Annotated in this window: 15 protein-coding genes; 6 read left to right on the top strand and 9 right to left on the bottom strand. The window is 54.4% G+C overall.

The genetic code is table 11. The features are described 5' to 3' along the window. Positions 1-130 precede the first annotated feature (130 nt). Positions 131-1,780 carry an alpha,alpha-trehalase gene (locus HV477_RS12310; RefSeq protein ID WP_000934257.1) on the top strand — a complete coding sequence of 550 codons (1,650 nt, stop codon included), beginning with the start codon at positions 131-133 and terminating at the stop codon, positions 1,778-1,780. Between the two features lie 12 nt (positions 1,781-1,792). On the opposite strand, the gene HV477_RS12305 is transcribed toward HV477_RS12310, so the two are convergent. Next, the gene (locus tag HV477_RS12305) at positions 1,793-3,382 is read right to left on the bottom strand and encodes an STY4199 family HEPN domain-containing protein (protein ID WP_023193893.1); all 1,590 of its coding nucleotides are present in this window, start codon (positions 3,380-3,382) and stop codon (positions 1,793-1,795) included. Positions 3,383-3,662: 280 nt separating this feature from the next. Here HV477_RS12305 and HV477_RS12300 point away from each other — a divergent pair, with 280 nt between their 5' ends. Next, the gene (locus HV477_RS12300) at positions 3,663-4,019 is read left to right on the top strand and encodes a glycoside hydrolase family protein (RefSeq protein WP_001522059.1); all 357 of its coding nucleotides are present in this window, start codon (positions 3,663-3,665) and stop codon (positions 4,017-4,019) included. A gap of 5 nt (positions 4,020-4,024) precedes the next feature. On the opposite strand, the gene HV477_RS12295 is transcribed toward HV477_RS12300, so the two are convergent. Beyond that, positions 4,025-4,627: a response regulator transcription factor gene (locus HV477_RS12295; protein ID WP_001196081.1), complete on the bottom strand. Its 603-nt coding sequence runs from the start codon at positions 4,625-4,627 to the stop codon at positions 4,025-4,027. Positions 4,628-5,257: 630 nt separating this feature from the next. Between HV477_RS12295 and HV477_RS12290 the strand changes: the two genes are divergently transcribed. The 3 genes from HV477_RS12290 to HV477_RS12280 all read left to right on the top strand — a co-directional run bounded on the left by HV477_RS12290 (position 5,258) and on the right by HV477_RS12280 (position 8,931). Next, positions 5,258-6,157, top strand: a complete 900-nt coding sequence (locus HV477_RS12290; RefSeq protein ID WP_000358051.1) for a LysR family transcriptional regulator — start codon at positions 5,258-5,260, stop codon at positions 6,155-6,157. Positions 6,158-6,229: 72 nt separating this feature from the next. Continuing rightward, positions 6,230-7,258: an inner membrane protein YhjD gene (gene yhjD, locus HV477_RS12285; RefSeq protein WP_079898875.1), complete on the top strand. Its 1,029-nt coding sequence runs from the start codon at positions 6,230-6,232 to the stop codon at positions 7,256-7,258. A 350-nt stretch (positions 7,259-7,608) separates the two neighbouring features. Continuing rightward, a complete protein-coding gene (locus HV477_RS12280) occupies positions 7,609-8,931 on the top strand; it encodes an MFS transporter (RefSeq protein WP_001148981.1) in 1,323 nt (440 codons plus the stop codon). A 39-nt stretch (positions 8,932-8,970) separates the two neighbouring features. On the opposite strand, the gene HV477_RS12275 is transcribed toward HV477_RS12280, so the two are convergent. Together HV477_RS12275 and pdeH are read right to left on the bottom strand one after the other, a co-directional pair. Beyond that, complete coding sequence (locus tag HV477_RS12275) at positions 8,971-11,031, bottom strand: AsmA family protein (RefSeq protein ID WP_000158674.1); 2,061 nt, start codon at positions 11,029-11,031, stop codon at positions 8,971-8,973. Positions 11,032-11,140: 109 nt separating this feature from the next. Further along, on the bottom strand, positions 11,141-11,908 hold the full coding sequence (gene pdeH, locus HV477_RS12270) for a cyclic-guanylate-specific phosphodiesterase (protein ID WP_000595625.1): 768 nt from the start codon (positions 11,906-11,908) through the stop codon (positions 11,141-11,143). A 229-nt stretch (positions 11,909-12,137) separates the two neighbouring features. On the opposite strand from pdeH, the gene HV477_RS12265 reads away from it, so the two are divergent. Beyond that, the gene (locus tag HV477_RS12265) at positions 12,138-13,067 is read left to right on the top strand and encodes a sugar kinase (RefSeq protein WP_000037586.1); all 930 of its coding nucleotides are present in this window, start codon (positions 12,138-12,140) and stop codon (positions 13,065-13,067) included. Between the two features lie 53 nt (positions 13,068-13,120). Here the strand turns inward: HV477_RS12265 and HV477_RS12260 are convergent, their stop codons facing one another. The 5 genes from HV477_RS12260 to bcsZ all read right to left on the bottom strand — a co-directional run bounded on the left by HV477_RS12260 (position 13,121) and on the right by bcsZ (position 23,085). Then, positions 13,121-14,608, bottom strand: coding sequence for a pitrilysin family protein (locus HV477_RS12260; RefSeq protein ID WP_001163181.1), 1,488 nt, complete (start codon positions 14,606-14,608; stop codon positions 13,121-13,123). A gap of 219 nt (positions 14,609-14,827) precedes the next feature. Next, entirely contained in the window at positions 14,828-16,114 is a 1,287-nt protein-coding gene (gene dctA, locus HV477_RS12255) for a C4-dicarboxylate transporter DctC (RefSeq protein ID WP_000858228.1), read from the bottom strand. Positions 16,115-16,271: 157 nt separating this feature from the next. Continuing rightward, positions 16,272-18,278, bottom strand: coding sequence for a biofilm formation regulator HmsP (gene hmsP / locus HV477_RS12250; RefSeq protein ID WP_079898876.1), 2,007 nt, complete (start codon positions 18,276-18,278; stop codon positions 16,272-16,274). 173 nt (positions 18,279-18,451) lie between these two features. After that, positions 18,452-21,994 (bottom strand): cellulose synthase complex outer membrane protein BcsC, encoded by a 3,543-nt coding sequence (bcsC, locus tag HV477_RS12245; protein ID WP_131535276.1) that lies wholly within the window; start codon positions 21,992-21,994, stop codon positions 18,452-18,454. Continuing rightward, entirely contained in the window at positions 21,976-23,085 is a 1,110-nt protein-coding gene (gene bcsZ / locus HV477_RS12240; RefSeq protein ID WP_017465356.1) for a cellulose synthase complex periplasmic endoglucanase BcsZ, read from the bottom strand. The genes bcsC and bcsZ overlap by 19 nt, the downstream gene beginning before the upstream one ends.

Genomic DNA, 23,085 nt, shown 5'->3' with positions numbered 1-23,085 from the left:
GAGAGGTAAATTGCAAAATGTGATCTATCGCACACTTTGCCACTCAGGTATCGAAGCGAATGTCTACGCTTAATAGACAGCCGGGCAACACCCGTATCTTTTACGACGCAAGCCGGAGGTCCTTGTCATTATGCTCAACCAGAAATTAAACCCCACGCCTTCTGAAGATCTGACTATTGATGTCGATCTGCTTTATGAAACAGACCCGTGCGAGTTAAAGCTGGATGAAATGATCGAGGCGGAGCCGGAGCCGGAGATGATCGAGGGGCTTCCCGCCTCTGACGCCCTGACCCCTGCCGATCGGTATCTCGAACTGTTCGAGCATGTACAGTCAACAAAACTGTTTCCAGACAGTAAAACGTTCCCAGACTGCGCGCCGAAGATGGACCCGCTTGATATCCTGATCCGCTACCGTAAGGTCAGACGCCACCGTGATTTTGACTTACGCCGCTTCGTCGAGAACCATTTCTGGCTACCGGAAACCTTATCCAGCGAGTATGTCTCTAACCCCGAAAACTCGCTCAAAGAACATATTGACCAGCTTTGGCCGATACTGACGCGCGAACCGCAGGATCATATTCCGTGGTCTTCGCTGCTGGCGCTACCGCAATCCTATATCGTGCCGGGAGGCCGTTTTAGCGAAACCTATTATTGGGACTCTTATTTTACCATGCTGGGTCTGGCGGAAAGCGGGCGCGAAGATTTACTTAAATGTATGGCGGATAATTTCGCCTGGATGATTGAAAACTATGGCCATATTCCCAACGGCAACCGGACCTATTATCTGAGCCGCTCGCAGCCGCCGGTTTTCGCCCTGATGGTTGAACTGTTCGAAGAAGATGGCGTGCGCGGCGCGCGGCGTTATCTCGACCATCTCAAAATGGAATACGCCTTCTGGATGGACGGCGCCGAATCGCTGGCGCTCAACCAGGCTTATCGCCACGTTGTGCGGATGCCGGACGGTTCCCTGCTGAACCGCTACTGGGACGATCGCGACACGCCGCGCGACGAGTCCTGGCTGGAAGATGTCGAAACTGCAAAACATTCCGGTCGTCCGCCCAATGAAGTCTACCGGGATTTGCGCGCCGGGGCGGCGTCCGGCTGGGACTATTCTTCACGCTGGCTACGCGATGCGGGCCGGCTTGCCAGCATACGTACGACCCAGTTTATCCCTATCGATTTGAACGCTTTTCTGTATAAACTGGAGAGCGCTATCGCCAATATTTCAGCGCTGAAAGGCGAACGTGACACCGAGGCGCTATTTCGCCAGAAAGCCAGCGATCGACGCGCCGCCGTAAACCATTATCTGTGGGATGATGAAAACGGCTGTTATCGGGACTATGACTGGCGACGCGAAGAAATGGCGCTCTTTTCCGCCGCCAGTATCGTGCCGCTGTATGTCGGTATGGCGAACCATGAGCAGGCCGACCGCCTGGCAAATGTGGTACGTAGCCGTCTGTTAACGCCCGGCGGGATTATGGCGACCGAATACGAAACCGGCGAACAGTGGGATAAACCGAACGGCTGGGCACCGCTGCAATGGATGGCGATTCAGGGCTTCAAACGGTATGGCGACGATATGCTGGGCGATGAAATCGCCCATAACTGGTTAAAAACGGTGAACCATTTTTATCAGGAGCACCATAAACTGATCGAGAAATACCATATTTCCGGCGGTACGCCCCGCGAAGGCGGCGGGGGCGAGTATCCGCTACAGGACGGGTTCGGCTGGACCAATGGCGTGGTGCGCCGCCTGATTGGCCTTTACGGAGAGCCTTAACCTGCTCCGACCTCAGTGAATCGCATCATAAATGGCTGACTGAATTTTCAGCCATTTTTTATTGTCTGCGCTGGGCCGGGCCTGAGCGCGCAATCGGGCCTGCTCCGTATCGTGCTGCTGGCGCGTCACAACAGCCGGAACGGTGCAAAACGTTTGCAAATAGGTTTTATGCATCGCGGTCAGCGGCGCGCCGCTCGACATGTCATGACTTAACGTTGTGATAAATCGTCGGCAGGGTTTGACCTCATCCATCAGCGCGGGATAACGCAACAACAGTTGCAGCACCTCGGTATGTCCTGCCGCAAACGCCTGCTCCGTCCACGCGAGCTGCCAGTTCATTCCGCCCTGGAGGAACAGCGCCGTCACCCGCGTATCATTGCGCTCTATCGCCGCCCGCATGGTAAACGCATCCCAGGTAATCCCCATATGATTGAGCGTTTCCCGCGCGGAAGGCGCCTCGCGCGGCGGTTCATCCTGCGCCATTGCGGGAGCTTGCCCGTTATCGGAGCCTGGCGACGACGAACTAAATAGCCAGAACGCGCCCGCCAGTATCGCCAGCGTCATGACGCCAACCCCGCCCCACAAAGCGCCGGAAATAAGTTGCTCACGCTCTTCAGGCGTACGCGGAGGCCGCTTACGCGGTGGTTCTATGCTCTCGCTAATCTCATGCTTATCTCCCCCGGCCTGCCGATCTTTAAGCCGCGCGGTTTCCCAGAACTGGCGCAATTCACGTTCATCCGCCAGCAGAAACGAAGCGGGATTCACGCGGGTACGTTTTTCGGCATAGGCGCGCTGGATGGGCCGAACGATTTGCTGATACTGAACGTTTAGCAGCATAAGCTGCGCTGAGGTAAGCGGCTGCCTGGCGATAACCTCGTTTCGCGCGAGGCGACAATCATCCAGAAACATACGCAGAGTGGTGCGCGACTCGGCGAACAGCGTTAACGCTGAGGCGTCATTAAAAATTCTGACGTAATGACGGGCAAACAATTTTTTATCAACCACCATAAGCGCCAGTTCGCTGAACAACATGCCCTCCAGCGCATGTTGATCTTCTCCCTGTTTTAACCACTGGCGCAAACGGTCCGGGCCGAAATGTTGCTTGAGGTAGTGATTCAGGGACGCCCGATCCGGCCATGCGCGCGCAATAAGCGCTTTTAACGTCAGTTCTATCGCCCGAAGCTGACGCTGCGCCTCAAGATGCGCCTCCTGGTCGGGTTCTTCCAGCTCAGTTTGATACGTCAGTAGCGGCTGCTGCTGACGTAGATGTTCCAGCGAGGTGACAAAACGCAACGCGGCAAGGAGTTGATTTTCGCTCACCTCTTGCCCGCTGTCATACTGGGGAACATGCTGCTGAAGGTGACGCAGTTGCAGCATAAACTGGCTCAACTGCGCGTCATTTATCCGCAATTTTTTCGCCACCGCGCCCCAACCGCCCAGGTTAAGACGCGCCTGCTCAAGTTGTTCCATGAACCACCGGGGCTCTTTTCCCTCTGTGGTATGAATACCCAGCAGCAACAGGATTTCTATTGATGCCTGGCGGATAATCCCCAGGCTATGTTCAAAAGGCGCACGTGTCGCCTGCGAAGCGCTATTCGTCATTATCTTCCCTAAAAAGACGATCCCGCGACGAGATCTTCGTTTTCTTTTAATTATGTTTTTTCATAGATATAACAGATTTAGCCACATTTCAGTGACTTAATCTTAATGATTGCAAATTTATAAGAAGATCGGTTACTAACCAAAAACATCAGTTTTTCATTCTGTCAACGCGGCGTGACGCTGAACGGCATAGACCTTTTCCCTGCCTGCGTTTGGCCGTCTGACCGCTAGCCACGCGTGCAGCACACTTTATAATCGCGCTTTTTATGAGAAAGATGCCATGCCGCACATTTCATCTCGCTTTAGCTCCGCCTGCATCGCGTTTATTAAACAGTGGCAGGGTCTGTCGCTGGAAAAGTATCGCGATCGGCAGGGTAACTGGGTGATTGGTTACGGGCATATGTTGACGCCGGATGAGACGCTGACGTTCATTACGCCCGAACAGGCGGAGGCATTCTTGCTGGATGACCTCAATAGCTGCGATATTCTGCTACAGAATTGCTTGCCGGAACTTAACGATCGGTTTCAACGCGAAACGCTTATTGCGCTGATGTTCAGCATCGGACATCAGCGTTTTTTATCATTAATCAATACGGGTGATATTTCACAGCCAGAAATAAGCGGACTGCGAATTTAACGTCGTTAATTCGATTCATTTAACATCATGGCGGCCTGGGTACGATTTTTTACATCCAGCCGCCGGTAAAGCGACTCCAGATGCGCTTTAACCGTCCCGGTACTAATATTTAACGCCCGCCCAATTTGTTTATTTGATTCTCCTGCGGCAAGCATCTGTAAAATTTCCCGCTGGCGGGCGCTTAACGCTTTTATATCACGGGACTCCAGCTCCGTTGAATTTAACCAATCCCCCGGTAAAAACATCATCCCGCGAGCGACAGCATTGAGCGCAAGGACAAAGGTTTCGGCATCAGAATCGCGTGGCACCACGGCCTGAACGTTAAATTGCATGACTTCATGCAGCCACTTTTGACTGCCATCCATCGCCGTGATAATAATCTTCACCTCCGGAAATTGCTGCGCGATTCTTTGTAACACCTCGCGGCAAAATTCAGCATCCAGGCCGCTATCCAGCATGACCAGCGCATCCGGCGCGCTTTCTATTTTTTGCCAGAGTTCTTCTGCCTGACCGACACTCTGGATACTTATTCCTGGAATGTGCTGCTGCAAACTGATTTTCATTCCATGAATAAATATTGACTGCCTGTCAAACATGATTACCTGCATTACTTTTCTCCACCTGGGTAAGATAATAGTCTCAAGATGAGGAAGGGTATTACCCGTAGGGTAAAATAAGAAGTCGCCATTTGGTATAGGCCATTTTACCGATAGTCATTGGTTGAGGAAGGGAAAGGTTATGAATATTTACAGCTTCAACATCGGGATTACAGAATTCGCTAAAATTAGCGTTTTAAAGTAAGGAATATCTTATTAGTACAAACAGATAAGGCTAATTTGAATATTAATTTAATGAAGAGTACGCCTGGCGCGTCACAAAGGAAATATCTGCTTTTCGCCTTATGTGTTACAAAAAATAAAGTAGCACATTTTGTTAAAAAATAGCCAATCCGCCTGAAAACCGCGACGATGGGTCAATGACAATACCGTATATGTACATGCATTTCTCTCTCCCACTACACCCGCGGCTATCAGCGTGTTTTACCGCTCTCGTCCCGTTTATCGGCTTTTTGGCGCTAAAATGCCTGGCCGGAAGGCGATAAATCCGCCGCGCAACGCGATCAGACGTATTCGTCACGCGAGCAATGATTGCGAAAGGGCTTATTAGGTGCTAGAAAATCAATAAAACCAGCCGCTTCAGCGTCACTGTTTCAATAAAAACAATAATAGAGCCTGATGATGGATAAAATATATGCAATGAAATTGTTTGTACGCGTGGCGGAACGGGAAAGTTTTTCCCGTGCAGCAGAAGATATCGGCCTTCCCAAAGGCAGCGTCTCACGGCAAATACAAGCGTTAGAACATCAACTGGGCATCCGCCTGCTCCACCGCACCACCCGGCGGGTACAGCTTACTCAGGACGGTATGGTTTACTACGAACGGGCAAAAGATCTGTTGAGTAACCTGGATGAACTGGAGGGTCTTTTCCAGCCTGATCCCGCCAGTATCAGTGGCAAAATACGGGTAGATATCCCGCCAGGTCTCGCAAACAGCCTCATCATGCCGCGCCTGCCCACTTTTTTGCATCAGTATCCCGGCATTGCGCTGGAACTTTGTAGTAGCGATCGACAGGTCGATTTACTACGGGAAGATTTCGACTGCGTGGTGCGCACAGAACCGCTACATGCGCCAGGGATACTGACGCGCCCGCTTGGCAAACTGAGAAGAGTGAACTGCGCCAGCCCACAATACCTGGCGCGCTTTGGGTATCCAGAAAACCTTGACGATCTCGCCTCACATGCGGTGGTGCATTATTCATTGACCCCGGGAGTTTCTTCACCGGGTTTTGCCTTTGAAACTCCCCACGGTATGCAGTGGGTAAAAACCGGCGGAATGCTAACGGTAAACAGTACGGAGACCTGGCATACGGCCTGTCTGGCAGGATTAGGGATCATTCAGACGCCGCGCATTGCTGTACGGGAGGCGTTACGCGCCGGAACGCTCATTGAAATTTTACCGCAATATCGCGCCGCTCCACTGCCGGTGACGCTGCATTATCCCCATCGCCGTAATCTTTCCCGCCGGGTACACCTGTTTATGGTATGGCTGACGGAAACCATTAAAGAGGCCGCAGAGTAGCCGCATTTTCAGCATCCACCGGGGAGAAGCTATACTGACATATTCTATTAATGATGAAGGACTACCGACCTGATGACGCAGGAAAATGACGTAAAACGCCCTATTCAGGAACTGGAGCACGACCCGATACAAAAAATAGAAACGCAGCCGCATGACGCCCCGGAAAAAAACGAAAAGGCAAATCAGGCGTTGCATTCCGTCACCACCCTGATGCAAAAAATTCAGCGTCAACCGATGGTGGCCCACCTCATTCGCGCGACCGAACGTTTTAACGATCGACTGGGTAATCAGTTTGGCGCGGCTATCACCTACTTTTCGTTACTGTCGATGATCCCGATAATGATGGTGTCCTTTGCCGCGGCAGGTTTTATCCTCGCCTCGCACCCTAATCTACTGGAAGATATTTTCAGCAAGATATTGATGAATGTGAGCGATCCTACGCTGGCGTCCACGCTTAAAAATACGATTAATACGGCGGTTCAACAGCGTACCACGGTAGGGCTGGTCGGACTGGGTATCGCGCTCTATTCCGGCGTTAACTGGATGGGCAACCTGCGGGAAGCGATTCGCGCCCAGTCACGGGACGTCTGGGAGCGCAAGCCGCAGGATCAGGAGAAAATCTGGCTCAAATATCTGCGCGATTTTATCTCGCTGATTGGATTATTAATCGCTTTAATCATTACGCTGTCCATTACTTCCATCGCCGGTTCCGCCCAGCAGATGATCATCTCCGCCTTGTATCTCGACAGCATCGAATGGTTAAAACCGGCCTGGCATTTGATCGGTCTGGCCATCTCTATTTTTGCCAACTATCTGCTTTTCTTCTGGATTTTCTGGCGACTGCCCCGCCATCGCCCACGTAAAAAAGCGTTGATTCGCGGGACATTTATTGCCGCTATCGGTTTTGAGGTGATTAAAATCATTATGACTTATACGCTGCCGTCACTGGTGAAATCGCCTTCCGGCGCGGCGTTTGGCTCCGTACTCGGTCTGATGGCATTCTTCTACTTTTTTGCCCGCCTGACGTTATTCTGCGCGGCCTGGATAGCCACCGCCGAATATAAGGACGACCCGCGAATGCCGGGTAAAACGCAACGCTAGTCTGCGGCTTGCTGCCGAATGGCACGCACGGCGTCGTCATTCGGCCTACTGCTGTGTGGACCCAGGCCGGGCATGCAAAGCGTACCCGGCGGTACAATCAGGCACGTCCTTCCGCCTCATCTCATTGTTTCAGCATATAAATCCAGTAATTAACTTTTATTTAACCTGAAACCAGTTTCATCCACTAATTCTAAAATTATGTGAAGCATTTCATAGACGCAAAATGGCTGGCTTAAACATTATCCCCTTTTTGCGCTTTTTTTGACCATTTTTGGCTTTTGTTACACATTGAAATATAACTTTTGCTGTGCGTAATATGGCTATTCGTTCGCTAAAAATAAGAAAATAGTATGCAAGCAACCGCCACAACACTCGACCATGAACAGGAACATGTTCCGGTAAACTCACGCAATAAAGTCGTTATTGCCTCGCTTATCGGCACCGCGATTGAGTTCTTCGACTTCTATATTTACGCCACCGCAGCGGTGATCGTGTTCCCCCTTATCTTCTTCCCCCAGGGCGATCCCACTGCGGCAACGCTACAATCGCTCGCCACCTTCGCTATCGCGTTTGTGGCGCGTCCGATTGGCTCTGCGCTATTCGGCCACTTCGGCGACCGGGTAGGCCGCAAAGTCACGCTGGTGGCTTCGCTACTGACGATGGGGATCTCCACGGTCATTATCGGTCTGTTACCGGGCTACGCGACGATAGGTATTTTCGCGCCGCTGCTGCTGGCGCTGGCGCGTTTCGGTCAGGGACTGGGGCTGGGCGGCGAATGGGGCGGCGCGGCGTTATTAGCGACGGAGAATGCGCCGCCGCGCAAACGCGCGCTGTATGGCTCCTTCCCGCAGTTGGGCGCGCCGATCGGCTTCTTTTTTGCCAATGGCACCTTCCTGTTGCTCTCCTGGCTGCTGACCGACGAGCAGTTTATGAGCTGGGGCTGGCGCGTGCCGTTTATCTTCTCGGCGGTGCTGGTGATTATCGGCCTGTATGTGCGCGTGTCGCTGCATGAAACGCCGGTGTTTGCGAAAGTCGCCGCAGCGAAAAAACAGGTAAAAATACCGCTGGGCACGTTGCTGACGAAGCATGTCCGCGTAACCATTCTCGGCACGTTTATTATGCTGGCGACCTACACGCTGTTCTATATCATGACCGTCTATTCCATGACTTACAGCACTGCCGCCGCGCCGGTGGGGCTTGGCTTGCCGCGCAATGAAATACTGTGGATGCTGATGATGGCGGTGATTGGTTTCGGCGTGATGGTGCCCGTCGCCGGCCTGCTGGCGGACGCATTTGGCCGTCGGAAAAGCATGGTCATCATTACCACGCTCATCATTCTCTTCGCGTTGTTCGCCTTTACCCCGCTGCTGGGTTCAGGCAATCCAGCGCTGGTCTTCGTGTTCCTGTTGTTAGGTCTGAGCCTGATGGGGCTGACCTTCGGCCCAATGGGAGCGCTGCTGCCGGAGCTATTTCCGACGGAAGTACGCTATACCGGCGCATCGTTTTCCTACAATGTGTCATCGATTCTGGGCGCTTCCGTCGCGCCGTATATTGCCGCATGGCTGCAAAGCCACTACGGGCTGGCGGCGGTAGGGGTTTACCTGGCGTCAATGGCGGCGCTGACGCTGATTGCACTGCTGTTAACCCATGAGACGCGTCATCAGGCGTTGTAATAGGGCGCCGGATGGCGTCATCCGGCGCTACGTTTCACATTACTGCTTCATCTGCGTTAAAATCGTCCGGCACTGATTGGCTTCGCCCTCAGAGGGCGAAATGAGCGCCAATAGCGCGGCGGCGGGCGTTACCAACGTCGCCAGCGCTGCCGCAACCGCGCCGCGCGCAATCAGCGGGCCGGGCTTGACGCCCGCCTGCGGATTTTTAAATGTCCCGCGCACGTACAGCGGCGATCGCAGCGTAATAATACGAATCCCCTTACTTTCCGGATCAATGGTTAAATCGAGCTGTTCAGAGGCGAAGCTCGCCGTACCGGTCACGTTAATCAACGCATTTTCTGTATCAAAAGCAAAAATTTGCGGTCGCGCCACGCCGTTCGCAATATTGAGATTCGCCGCCGCGCAGTTAACCCGCACTTCGTCATCGCCAAAAATCTGCCCGACAATATAGTTGCCGACGTTCAGCCCCACGATTTCCATCAGGTTGCGGCTAATCAATCCATCATTCATCAATAATTTCAGATTGCCGTTACTGTTGCCAAGCAGCGCGGCGACCGAGTTGCCCGTTCCGCGAATATCCGCATCGCCGTTCAGCTCGCCCAGCGTTTTCTGCATCAGCTCCACATCCGGCATCAGTTCTTTAAGCTTCAGCCGACGCGCCTGTATATCCGCCCGCCCCTGCATCGGCTTTTTATCCCCTTCCAGATGGATGTTGGAGACAATACTGCCGCCTGCCAGACCAAACTTCAGCGGCTGTAGACGTAAGTCGGCGTTTTTCAGGATGATATGGGTCGAAAGATCGCTAATCGGTAGACTGCCGCCATGCTCAATACGCCGGCCTTTAAACCGGACATCGGCGTCCATAACATCCCATTTGTCGGTTTCAAAGCGATCGTAAGGCAACACTTTATCCGCTGGCTGAACATTCTTCTCGCCTTTGCGCTGTTCAGACCGTTTCGACTGCTCAGCGTCTTTCCCGGAATCCACGCCAATCAGCGGCCCAAGATCGGCCAGGCGTAACTGACGCGATTCGACATCACCTTCCAGTTTAGGGCGCGGTTTACCGGTGGTATAAGTGAGGGAGCCGTGGATATCACTGTCGCCAATGCGCCCGTTAAAACCGCGATAATCAAATACCGATGACTTTTCGGCGTCAATTTTCGCTACCAATCGCCCATCGGTCTCAAACGGCGGCGTATCCGGCAGCAGCACGCCGGTTAAATCATATAAATCGCCCAGTGAATCGCCAGAGAATTTAAGCCGCAGATCGACGCCGCCCATTTTCATCGGTTCGTTCACCACGCCGCTAAAAGCCACCCGCGTATTACCAGAGCGGAAATCGGCCTGCACAGGAAAAGGCGTACTTTCGCTGCGTAGCGCCAGCATACCGCCTATTTTCCCCGTACCGGTCAACGGTTCCCCGTTATAACGCCCCTGCGCCTTCAGGCCGAAGACATAGTCGCCCACGGTGGATTTGTCTGCTTTGCCTTTCGTTCCCGTCACTTCGCTGAACGGCAACGGTTTGCCTAACGGATCGATCAGAATAGTGATATCCGCTTTGCTGACCTTATCATCGATCGCGATTCGCCCCTGGTCGAAGAGAATATTATCCAGCCGGAAGGACCAGGCGGAAGGTTTAGCATTGGGGTCCGTATTCTTGTCTTGCGCGAGGTTAAAGGTCCAGTTATTGGTTTTCTCGGACAGACGAATAAGACGCGCGTCGGGTTTCACTAGTTTGATCCACGGCAGCCAGACGGTTTTGGTCAGGAGCGCCAGCGGGGCAAGCGTCGCCTCAACGCGTGGCAGATGCACCATCGTGACTTCCGGAATATCCGGCGGATTGCCAAGAATGACGTCTTCCGCGTGAACATGCGGCCACGGTACCCAGCTTCGCCAGCCGGTTTCCTGTTTTTGGCGTTCCCACACCACGCCTAAATCGCCGCGAATAGCGAAAGGCCGGTTCAATTCGGTAGAGACTTTCTGGTTGATGGTCGGTTTGAGGCGGTTCCAGTCAAATGTTGCGATCAACAAAATCACTATGGCGATCAACAACAAGAAAGTCCCTGTGATGGCGGCGGTTATTTTGCCTGCTTTAGTCATGTGTTATTTCCTCACTTCTTCCCTTGCCTGTCCTAAAGATAGTTCAGCCAGACGAAAAAGGAGGATGACCGCACCTCGTAATACCACGTATTACGGGAACAGTCTGGCGTTACAGGGTCAGAATCACCTCTTCGAGCGATATCAGCGGCACGGGTCGAGAAAGAAAATAGCCCTGGGCGGCAAAGGCGGGCGAACGCTGCACATCACGCCACTCCTCCAATGTCTCCACGCCCTCGACAATAACGCCGCGGCAGTAGCGGTTCATCAGTTGCAGCAGCAGAATGAACAGGTTGCGCCCCTCCGGGGACTGGCGCAGCATGACAAACAGCTCGCGCGCCACTTTAATGTAGTCATAACGCACTTCGCTCAGCGCTGAAAAATTGGCCATACCAGTACCAAAATCATCCAGCCACAGCGGGCCGAACTCACACATCGAGGCGAAAGAGGAGTCTTTCGGCAAACGAATATGTTCCACCAGTTCGAAACGCAGCCAGGGTAAGCGCTCCATCGCGGCCAGAATGTCCGGCTGTCGTCGCATGGCAATCAGCGTAGGGCCGTCGACATTGACTGATGCCAATAAGTGATGGCGAGTGAAAAAATCCGCTTTTTGTTCAAGCTGATGAAGTTGTTCTTTCACTACGTCAATGCGGTGTCGAACCGCTAACTCCGCGAAATAACGATCCGGGGCAATACGTCTGGAAGGGTTATCAGGATGAGTGACGACAGTGAGAAGTTCAACCGCCATCAGACGGCCATCTGTCTGGTATATCGGCTGGTAAGTATAGGCACGCTCGCATTGCAGCCAATAGCGCCGTTCCTGCAAATTCTCTATACCTGCATCAGGAACGCGTAGCTGCTGGATAACCTGCTTTATCATCTCAGTTGTCCTGTTAATGGGAGTGTGACTGTCCGGACTCGTCAAAGGTTATCGGCGTTCAGGCAGAGAACTTTACCCTCGGTCCCTGGCAAAATAAAAAACAGACCACGAAACTTGTCAAAAATACGCACTTGCTCAAAAAAATAATGGACCGATGTTTTAATATTATTGACCACTAAACATCCACAGCGCACACTAACGCTAATTTTTACAGATCAGGTTCACGACTATGTCTAAAAAGATTGCCGTGATTGGCGAATGCATGATTGAGCTGTCGCAGAAAGGCGCTGATGTTCAGCGCGGCTTCGGCGGCGACACGCTGAATACCTCCGTTTATATTGCCCGTCAGGTCGATTCTGCCGCTCTGGCCGTTCACTATGTGACGGCGCTGGGTACCGACAGTTTCAGCCAACAGATGCTGGAGGCGTGGCAGCATGAAAATGTGGATACCTCGCTAACGCAGCGGATGGAAAATCGCCTGCCAGGCCTCTATTACATCGAAACCGATGACACTGGCGAGCGTACCTTCTACTACTGGCGTAACGAAGCGGCAGCGAAATTCTGGCTGGAGAGCGAGCAGTCAGCGGCTATCTGCAAGGCGCTGGCGACCTTCGATTATCTCTACCTGAGCGGCATTAGCCTCGCGATTTTAAGCCCGACCAGCCGTGATAAGCTGCTGTCTTTATTGCGTGAATGCCGGGCCAACGGCGGGAAAGTCATTTTTGATAATAACTATCGCCCGCGTTTATGGACAAGTCGCGAAGAAACGCAGCAGGTCTATCAAAAGATGCTGGAATGTACTGATATCGCTTTCCTGACACTGGACGATGAAGACGCGCTATGGGGTCAGCAACCGGTGGAAGAGGTCATTGCCCGCACCCATGCGGCAGGCGTGCAGGAAGTGGTGGTAAAACGCGGGGCGGACTCTTGCCTGGTCTCAATTCAGGGCGAGGCGCTCATTGACGTTCCGGCAGTAAAACTGCCGAAAGAGAAAGTGATAGACACCACTGCCGCAGGCGACTCCTTCAGCGCCGGTTATCTGGCCGTTCGTTTGACGGGCGGCAGCGCGACGGATGCCGCGAAGCGCGGACACCTGACGGCCAGCACGGTAATTCAGTACCGTGGGGCCATTATTCCGCACGACGCGATGCCGCAGTAAGTCATTTGCTCTTGCCCGGTGGCGCTGCGCTTACCGGGCCGACAGGCGGCAGCTTACTGTGCCGCCGGTGTCTCCGTCACTTCCGGATGCGCCTCATCGGCTTCAACAGCGGCGGCAGTTGCCGGAACCATGATTTCATCCCACGTCGCCTTTAACGCCTTCATATTAAATTCCGGCTCGCCTTGCGGTTGCAGCAAAATTAATGCCATCTCCTGCGATAGCTGCTGACGTAGATTCTGATTGAGCATATCGACGGTCAGGCTGTTGAGGAAATTCTGACGCAGCTTCTGATACTGCTCCGGCGCGATATCCACCACCTGATTCTGCAGCGAGCGCATACGCTGTCCAGTCAAAATGTCAGTATCGGTACGCGCGTAGGTCGCGAACAGCTTTTGCAATTCGAGATTTTTCTGCGCCACCAGCGCAGTAAACTCCTCTTCCGACAAACCTTTATCGCGTACTTTCGCCAGTTCATTCGCCACCAGGCTCAAATTGGTATTGAGCTTATCATTAGGTGATTCAATGTTGATGGCGCACTGCGCGCGCAGGAACAGAACCCGGCAGTCAAACCCCAGACCAATATCTTTCGCGTTATTTTTAGTAAGCTCTTGCTGGATATGCCAGAACAGCGCTTCGCGCGCCAGATCCGCCTGCCAGTAGCGCAACAGCGCCGCCGATTCGCGAATCGGTTGCCACGGCGTATCCCACATAATGGAGAGACGATCCTGGCGCACCGCATCGGTCATAATGCTCACTGATTCCGCCCGCAGCGGCGAAAGCGTCGGCACCGGGGCGGGCGTTTCGCGTTTACCTTTCAGCGTACCGAACGTTTTATTGATCTGCTCGGCGACGGAGCGCGCATCAATGTTGCCGACAACAATCAGCGTCATGGCATCCGGGGTGTACCATTTTTCATAGAAAGCCTGAATTTTGGCTGCGTCTACCGGCTGCTTTAACGGTTCCGCGGGATCGTGCCCCAATAACGCCGACCCTTTCAGCCGATAACGCCACCAGCCCTCTTTAGTATCTGCTGGCCACGTCGCAACCATATCTTCGCTGCTTAACGCATGATTCACCGTCTCTGGCGTAATGGTTAATTTACCGGAGACGTTAGCCAGATAGGTCAGCGCTTCTTTCAGCAGATCGTTACGGTTATTGGGTAAACTGAGGTTATAGAGCGTGGAATCATAAGAAACAATAACGGGCGGCATGGGACGTTTCGGATCAAACCCTTGCTGCCATAAAGAACGTGCCTGTGCGGCATCCAGACCACCGCTTTGCGTCAGCGCGATACGGGGAATCGCATGGCTGAACCCGCTCTGTTGCGTACTTTCGGTGAGCGAACCGGTATTAACCTGGAGACGAACTTCAATACGATCGCTGGGGCGCTGAGGCGTAGCCAACACTTGCCACTGTAACCCATTAGCCAGCGTCCCCTGTTGCCATGCCGGATCGGGCTGGAGCGCATCTGCCTGCACATAGCCGGCAGAGGCCAACATCAACAGACTGCCCGCTAAGAGTCGAATTTTTGTGCCCTGCATGTGAACCCCTGATCAACAATCCTGGTAATAAAAAGACAGCCCCGGCAGGGATGCCTGAATATGACGTAAAAACACTTCGTGTTAGACCGCGAGAACCTAAAAATGTCACGGAAGAAGTGAAATAATCCCTAAGCATCATGCTGTATGCTTTGGGCGCAGGGGTCAATTATGCGCAAACACCCGCAGTCCTGGAAGGGACTACGGGCATAAGTGGCGAGATTAGGAGGAAATTTCGTGCGTTTTGCCATCCGGCGCACGATTATTAAGCACATCGTCCAGCTTTTGGTGATCTAACTCTTTCACCCATTTAGCAACCACCACCGTCGCCACGCCGTTACCCACCAGGTTAGTCAGCGCGCGCGCTTCGGACATAAAGCGGTCGATACCAAGGATTAACGCCAGTCCCGCAACCGGTAAATGGCCCACGGCGGAGATAGTGGCCGCCAGCACGATAAAGCCGCTTCCGGTCACGCCCGCGGCGCCTTTTGACGAGAGCAGCAGCACGACCAGCAGCGTTATCTGGTGGAAGATATCCATATGGCTGTTGGTCGCCTGGGCGATAAACACCGCCGCCATCGTCAGGTAGATAGAGGTGCCATCGAGGTTGAACGAATACCCCGTCGGGATCACCAGCCCCACCACCGACTTACGGCACCCCAGTTTTTCCATCTTATCGAGCATACGCGGCAACGCTGACTCGGAAGAGGAGGTGCCGAGCACAATGAGTAATTCTTCCCGGATATAGCGAATAAATTTAAAAATGCTAAAGCCCGTTACCCGTGCAATCGTCCCCAGCACCACCACCACGAAGAGAATACAGGTGATATAGAAGCAGATAATGAGCTGCCCCAGTTGCACCAGAGAACCGACGCCGTATTTACCGATGGTGAAGGCCATCGCGCCGAATGCGCCAATCGGCGCCAGGCGCATGATCATATTGATGATGCCGAAAATGACCTGCGAAAAACTCTCAATCACATTGAAAATGAGCTGGCCTTTGCTGCCCAAACGGTGCAGCGCAAAACCAAACAACACCGCAAACAGTAAGACCTGCAGAATGTTGCCGCTGGCAAACGCGCCGATCACGCTGCCCGGTATGACATCCATCAGGAAGGCAATAATGCCCTGCTCCTTGGCTTGTGCGGCATAAACGGCCACCGCCTGCGCATCCAGCGTTGCCGGATCGACGTTCATCCCGGCGCCAGGTTGCACAACGTTGACGATGATAAGACCGATAATCAGCGCAATCGTACTGACAATTTCAAAGTAAAGCAGCGCGACCGCGCCGGTACGGCCCACCGCTTTCATGCTTTCCATGCCTGCGATGCCCGTCACGACAGTACAGAAAATGACAGGAGCGATGATCATCTTAATGAGCTTAACGAACGCGTCGCCAAGCGGTTTCATTTGTGCGCCCAGTTCAGGATAGTAATGGCCAAGGAGAATACCAATGGCGATTGCTGTCAGGACCTGAAAATAAAGACTTTTGAACAGAGAGGTTTTCATAGGGTGTCCTTGAAGTAAAAACCACAGGTCTTGTAAGGTTATGAGTAACCTGCGGCCTTAAAATAACACCCACACAACATGACAGAAATGCGCCAGGATCATAATTGAAACAAAAATGTTAAAAAGTTTGAGCTGGCTCGCACAAGCGCGACCTTTTTTAACTTTTGTAATCAGGATTTTCGTGCGACAGATACCGTTCTTCAAAGATATCCGCGGGAACGGGCCGAGCAAACAGGAAGCCTTGCGCGACGTTGACTCCCGCCTGTTCCAGCCACGCGCGTTGCGCCTCGTTCTCCACGCCCTCGGCAATCAATTGTAAATTAAGACTGTGGGCCATCAGAATAATCGCCGTCACCATACTGTGATCATCCGGTAACCCATCGACAAACATTTTATCAATTTTAAGGATATCGACCGGTAGCGACTTCATATGCTGTAACTGGCGCAGCCCCGCGTAACCCATGCCAAAATCATCCAGTGCGATACGCACGCCAGCATTACGTAACGGACGTAAGATAGCGACGGCAGCGTGCGGATCGTCGATACGGCGGCTTTCAGTGACTTCAAGAATCAGCGTACCTGGTTGAATACGATAGCGGTTTAACAATTCCAGCAGCTCCGACACCATGCCAGGGTGCATGAGCTGTAACGCGGAAAGATTGACGGAGAGCGGCAATGTCACGCCGCGCTCCTGCCAGGCGGCAAGCTGGCGACAGGACTCTTCCAGCACCCAATGGCCCACCGTGACCATCAGGCCGCAGGATTCAATGCGCTCAATCAGCCCCTCCGGCAATTCCCAGCTACCGTCCGGCTGCTGCATACGTAATAAGGCTTCGGCGCTTAATACGTTGCCGCTGCGCATCTCGACCTGCGGCTGCAGCCAAATGGCAAACTGATGGTTATCCAGCGCGGTAAGGATATCGCTCTCTTCGGTAAGACGCTGTTGAGCGGCCTCCATCTGCGTCGGGTCAAAGAACTGGATCTGATTTTTACCTTTTCGGCGCGCGGTAAACGCGGCGGAGACGGCGCGGCTATAGAGCTCTTCGGCGGTCAGATCGCCATAATACATCGCAATGCCAATACTGCAGCTTGGGCGCAGTTGAATACCCTGGATGGGCAGTCGTTCATTAATGATAGTGAGTATTTGCTGACCTAATGTGATGGCGTGCCACGGCTCTTTGACGCCGTGAGCGATAATGGCAAAGTCATACCCGCTGACCTGCGTAAGCACCATGCGCGGCGCCAGCACCGACTTCAGCTTCTCAACCAGCGTCAGTAATAGAATCTCCCGCTGCGTTTCTTGCAGCACGCCTGCCGTGTCACGCAACGTTTCGCACGTCACGATGATAAGCGCGGTGGTCTGTTGGCGGGTGATAACCTGTTCCAGCAGCGCCATTAAAAAGGCTTTATTGGGCAGCTCGGAAACCGGAAAACGCATCGCGTTGTCCGTTTGCTCCTCGCGTTGACGCTGCATAAGCTGCTGGTTGAGGTTATAGCTGCGCACCAGCATCCCAATTTCATCATCCTGATGCAGACGCGGCAACGCCAGCTGATGTCCGATCAGCTCCTGCTGCGGAATGTCGTTCAGCTCGCGGGCGATTTTGCGCAGCGGATGCACAATCAGGCGGTTTACGCACCAGGCGATGGCCACCGTCAGGATCAGCGATAAAAGTAAGTAAATGGTCACTAACGTAGAGAGCGCGCTCATGACGAACTTGTACATACGGTACGAATCCGCCTGCAATACAAGGTAGGCCAGCGGTTGCGGATTGGCGGGACGCTCCAGCGAATAAACCGGCAAAGAAATTTGTACCGGCAGTTCGAAGAGACGCGTCACCATAACCGGGACGGGGCGTTCAGGAATGAAGCGCTTACGCAACGCCTGGAACTGATTCGGCAATACCACATCGGCGCGACTCACCACGCCCGCAGGTTTAATACTTTCCAGAATGGTTTCCGCGCCGGGGAGATCCGCTTTTAAAATCGCGGAAGAAAGAGGTTCCCGAACAGATCGCGCGATGCTTTCCAGTTGCGTAGCCGTGTTGTAGCGGTTCTGCTGTACCAGATGGAACAACAAAACGGTGCAAAAGACAAAAACAAACACCATGACAACGGCCGCAACCATTGCCATCTGTTTAATTGTTAACGAGCGGCTGACGCGCAAATTGACTCTCCCTGGATATCCCGGACTGCCGCCTGAGTATACCCGATTGCAGCGGCATTAAGAGAGGCTGTATCTGAAAAGGACTTTTCTGAATAACGGTTAATGATAGCGTCTGATGGCGCTGCGCTTCTCAGGCCTACGACGCCTGTCAATTCGTAGGCCTGACGCAATGATTACCAGTCAGCGTAAGGCACCAGAGGCTGCGGCGGTAAATCCATATCCCCCTGCCAGCCCGCCGCGGAATAACGGACATACAGCAGCAGATGACTGGGGGTATAGTCTTTCGCCTGCTGAATATCGACAGCCGTACCCACAAACCAGTTGGCAGTAACCCGGCGTTCAATGAGCGCCCGCGCGGTATAGCCAAATCCCTGGCTGCTGCCTCCGCCGTTGGTCTGGTCACGCGCATCCTCCTGATAATCCGCCGGAATCAAATTCATCAGCGGATAACGCGGCATGGTACGGGTGCGGGAGTGCGACCAGGATACCGAGCCGCCTAGCTCCCACGACCAGTTTTCCGTACGCTGCCGCCACATCACCGGCACCGCAAACGACAGGTATTCCTGCGGGCTATAATAACCGCCCTGACCCAGCGAATAACCGCTCAAATCTTTGTCGTAATGCCAGATCATGTTATTCAGCCCGACGGTAACGCGGCGGTTATTCTCGTTAATCACCTTATAGTAATAACCGGTCATCCAGCGCACGCGCCAGTTATCTTCTACATTTTTACCGCTCAACTGGTCGCCGCTGAGCGACGCCCAGACACCGTTTGCTTCGCCTTTATCATAGCTGAGACTGACGCCGCCGCCGTTGGCCCGCACGCCGCCCCATTTGGTGCCGGTATTGCTGCTGGCGTCCTTTTGCCCGCCAAACGCCAGCAGCGAGCTGGAGATCGGGCGACGATGCGCGTTCAGGGTATAACTCAACGGCCCGATATCGTCGCTATAGCTGACGCCGCCGACCACATCAACGACATTAAAGCCCATCGGCGTCGTGCCGATATCCCAGCGCCAGGTCTCATTCTGCCAGCCGACCGCCACGCTCGCGCCCGTATCGGCCTGGCTACGATGTCCGCTGCATTTCTCCAGCGTACAGGTACCCCAGTTATTATCGTATTTTCCATCCGCATCCGTAGAGAAGCGGCCAACATCCATATTCACCATATCAGTACGAAAGAACGCCCGTCCGTCCGACCAGGGCGCATCCACCTGAAGCATCGTGGTATGCGCCTTCAGATCGGAGTAGCCGCCAGTCCCGCTCGACCCCCAATAATCGTGCGCCAACGTGACATTGAGATCCTGCTGACGGTACAACTCCGCCGCATCGCTACGCACGCCGCGTTTTAGCCAGTCATCTTTTTCATCATTGCGCGTCAGGCGGGTAAAGGTATCGTTATCCAGGGGACGAACCGGCGTAATCGCCGCGGCGACCATTGCCTCTTTGTAGGTTTCCAACGCCCGCTGCGGCTCGCCCGTTTGCGCCTGAAAAGCGGCGGCGTCACGCAATACCATCGCGCTTTCCATTGATGGCGGCTGTGCTTTTGCCTGCGGCGTAATGCGGTTGAAGGTCCGCGCCGCCGCCGTGATATCGCCAAGCTGGAGCTGCGCCAGCGCGACGCGGCGCTGCATGTTAATAGAGGTGATTTGCGACGCAGGCAGCGCCGCCAGCTGAGCGCGCGCCGCAGCGTTATCGCCCTGTGCGATGTCGATTTCCACCCGCCCCAGCATGGCATCGACATTACCCGGTTCCCGCGCCAGAACGGCGTCATAAGCGGCGCGGGCCGCCGCATTATCGCCACGCTGCTGCGCCCAGTCCGCCAACGTTAACGCAATGCGCGTAGAGGGCGGCTGCTGACGTAACAACGCTTCCGCTTCGCGTTCTTTGCCGCTATCGCGCAAGCGGTTAGCGCTTTCCAGCACCTGGTTACTTTGCAATCGGCCCGCCAGTTCCTGAATATTGCTGTTCCACTGGCTGGTCGGCAGGGTATTGAGATGCGCCAGCGCCGCCCGGTCCCGATCGCTGCCGGAAAGATAAAGCCCATAAGCATAGACCTGTTCCGGATCGTTTGGCTTCTGCTGCGCCAGAGAGCGCATTTGCGCATCGGCCTGAGCGTGCTGCCCGGCCTGCCACAGATCGCGTGACAGTCGGTACGTCACCCACACGCTCCCCGGATCTAATGCCAGCCGACGACGGTGCAGTTCTGCGGCCTGCGCCCATTTGCCCTCGCTTTCCAGCGTTTCCGCCTGCTGCGCCAGACGGTCATTTTCCAGACTGCGTTCGATATCGTCGATACTGTGCCGCTGGCTGGCGGAAAGAGAAGCGATAAACGCGGCGGCTTTTTGCGGCGACTGCTGGCGATAAAGATTCGCCAGCCCGCGTACAGCATTGGTATTACCGCTATCCATACGCAGCGTCTGCTGATAATAACGTTCGGCGGCGGCATTATCTTTGCGCGCCATCGCCACATCCCCCAGCCCCAGCACCGCGTAGCTGTCGGTGTTATCCACCGCTCGCGCCTGCTGATAGAAACGCTCCGCCTGGGCCAGATTATTCGCTTTTAAGGCCGCGTCGCCCTGCTGAATTAACAGCCAGTAGCGATTGACCTTCAGCAGACTCTCCCACTTATCGCGGCTGCTGCTGTGCGGCGCCATCGCCAGCGCCTTTTCAAACTGCGCGACGGCGCGGGCGCGATCGCCACGCTGTGAGTATGCCTGCCCCAGCGCGCCGACCGCCTCGCTGTCGTCCTGCCGGGCGCTCACCGCCTGCTGCAATTGCGCAATGGCGTTGCCGCCTTCTCCGGCATTAACCGCCGCGATGCCCTGCGAGCGCGCGCGGAACGCCGGATCGGCTAACTGTTTTTGCTGCTCGCTAAGCTGGGCGCGGGCGGCAGACACGCTATCGCCTTCGCTAAACTGCGTCAGATAGTCTTGCAACGCTTTTACGCTGGCGTCGCTCACCGGGAGATCTTTTATCTGCTGGTACCAGATGGCGGAGGCCGCGCTGCGTCCCGTACTGGATTTCGCCATCTGTTTAAGCACCGCGAATCCCTCATCGCGCCGCCCGCTGGCGAACAACAGTTGCGCCAGCGCATTTTGCAGAGCGTTATTACCCGGACTGACGGCATTGATTTTCTGTAGCTGGTTAATCGCTTCGTGACGGCGGGCGGGCAATTTCGCCACGGTCGTCCAGTATTCGACCGCCAGTTCGCCCTCCGGCGGATAACCTTTAAACAACTTGTCGTAGCTGGCGATCGCTTGTTCAGTATGGCCGGTCGTCGCCAGTAAACGCGCCTCCTGCAAAGACTGGCGTCCTTGCGGCGTGGAGAGCAGCATCGCGGTGCGGGAAGATTGATACGCCGTCGACTCCGGCGCCAGTTGCGCCAGCCGGTCAAGTAGCTTCTGCGCCCCGTCGCTATCCCCCTGGCGCAACAAATAGCGGAAACGGGCAGCGATAACCTGTGGATCATTGGGGTCGATCAGCTCCAGGCGATAGAGCGACTGACGGACTAAGTCCTCACGGTGCGTGGCCTCGCCCAGCCGAACCTGCTCCAGCAACTGTTGCTGCGCGGAGGTCGCTGCGCCGGCAAGCGGTGTTAGAGCCATACCAAGCGATAACCCCAACAATGCCCGAGAAACGCCCCTTTTGCCAGGTAAGGCATTTCGACCGCCAGCCGGCAAAAAAGCGTGCATGAGACTTAACGTGAACTTACGCATTCCTGGCCCCAGTCAGGTAATAATTCACCTTTGACGGTGAAGCGAAAACGGTGCTGATCCCAGCCTTGTCCAAAGAGAGTCAGCACATAGTTGTAATAGGCATCGCTGCCAGGAAAATGGTCTGCGACCCGCTGTCGCTGCACGGCCTGGGCGTCGCGATTTTGCAGGAAAGGCAGTAAAGCGGCGGAAAACCCGACCGGCCCCGTCCCTTGCGCATTCCCGCTGACGACATCCACTTTCTCCGGTGGAACGCCGTTTTTCATCGTTAACGTCGCCATCGGTTTAAATCGCGCCAGTAAACGCGCTTTTTGCGGATCGCCATCATGCATCATTCCCGCCCATAAATAGACGCGAATCGCATCGTAGCTACTGATCAGCGTCTTTTCCGCTTTCAACTGCCAGCCTTGCTTGCTTTCATAACGCACCCAGTCCGGCGAGAAACCTTTCGGCGCGGTTTCCAGCAAAAGCCGCAAATTGGTTTCCCGTAGCGTCGACCACGGCGCGCCAAAACGGCTAAAGTATTGCGCCAACTGCGGCGGCAGATAGCTTGGGTTAAAACGCCAGCTATTCGCCTCGGCAAAGCCGATTTTGCCAGGTAGCAGCATTGAGCCCAGCCCCGGCACATTCACGACCTCTTCGCGGGCGATGCGTTTTAGCAACGCCGTGCCCACCTCGGTATAACGCGTCTCTTTCCACAGGCGACCGGCCTCCAGCAGCGACCATGCCATCCAGATATCGCCGTCGGACGCGGAGTTGCTGTCCAGCACCGACCAGGTGTCGGGATCTTTTTGTCCCCACAGCCAGGCGGGCAGATGTTCACGCAGCGATCCCTGCGCCAGATTGTTTTGCGTCCAGTTAAACAGTTGCGCGAACGCCGGTCGATCGTTCGCCGCCAGGGCAAAGAACATGGCGTAGCTCTGCCCTTCGGAGGTGGTAATTTTTCGCGCATCGCCCGGATCGATAACGCGTCCCTGCTGGCTAATGTAATCTTTCTTGAACTGTTCCCACGCAGGCCAGCTACAGGCTGCCTGCGCATTTATTGCCGTCAGCATGACGAACATCGTTATCCACCCGCGCAGCATAGTCATCAT

Source organism: Salmonella sp. SG203 (assembly GCF_013350575.1).
Lineage (GTDB): Bacteria > Pseudomonadota > Gammaproteobacteria > Enterobacterales > Enterobacteriaceae > Salmonella > Salmonella enterica.
The sequence above is the reverse complement of the archived record's forward strand: the minus strand, read 5'-3'. Positions and strand labels throughout refer to the sequence as shown.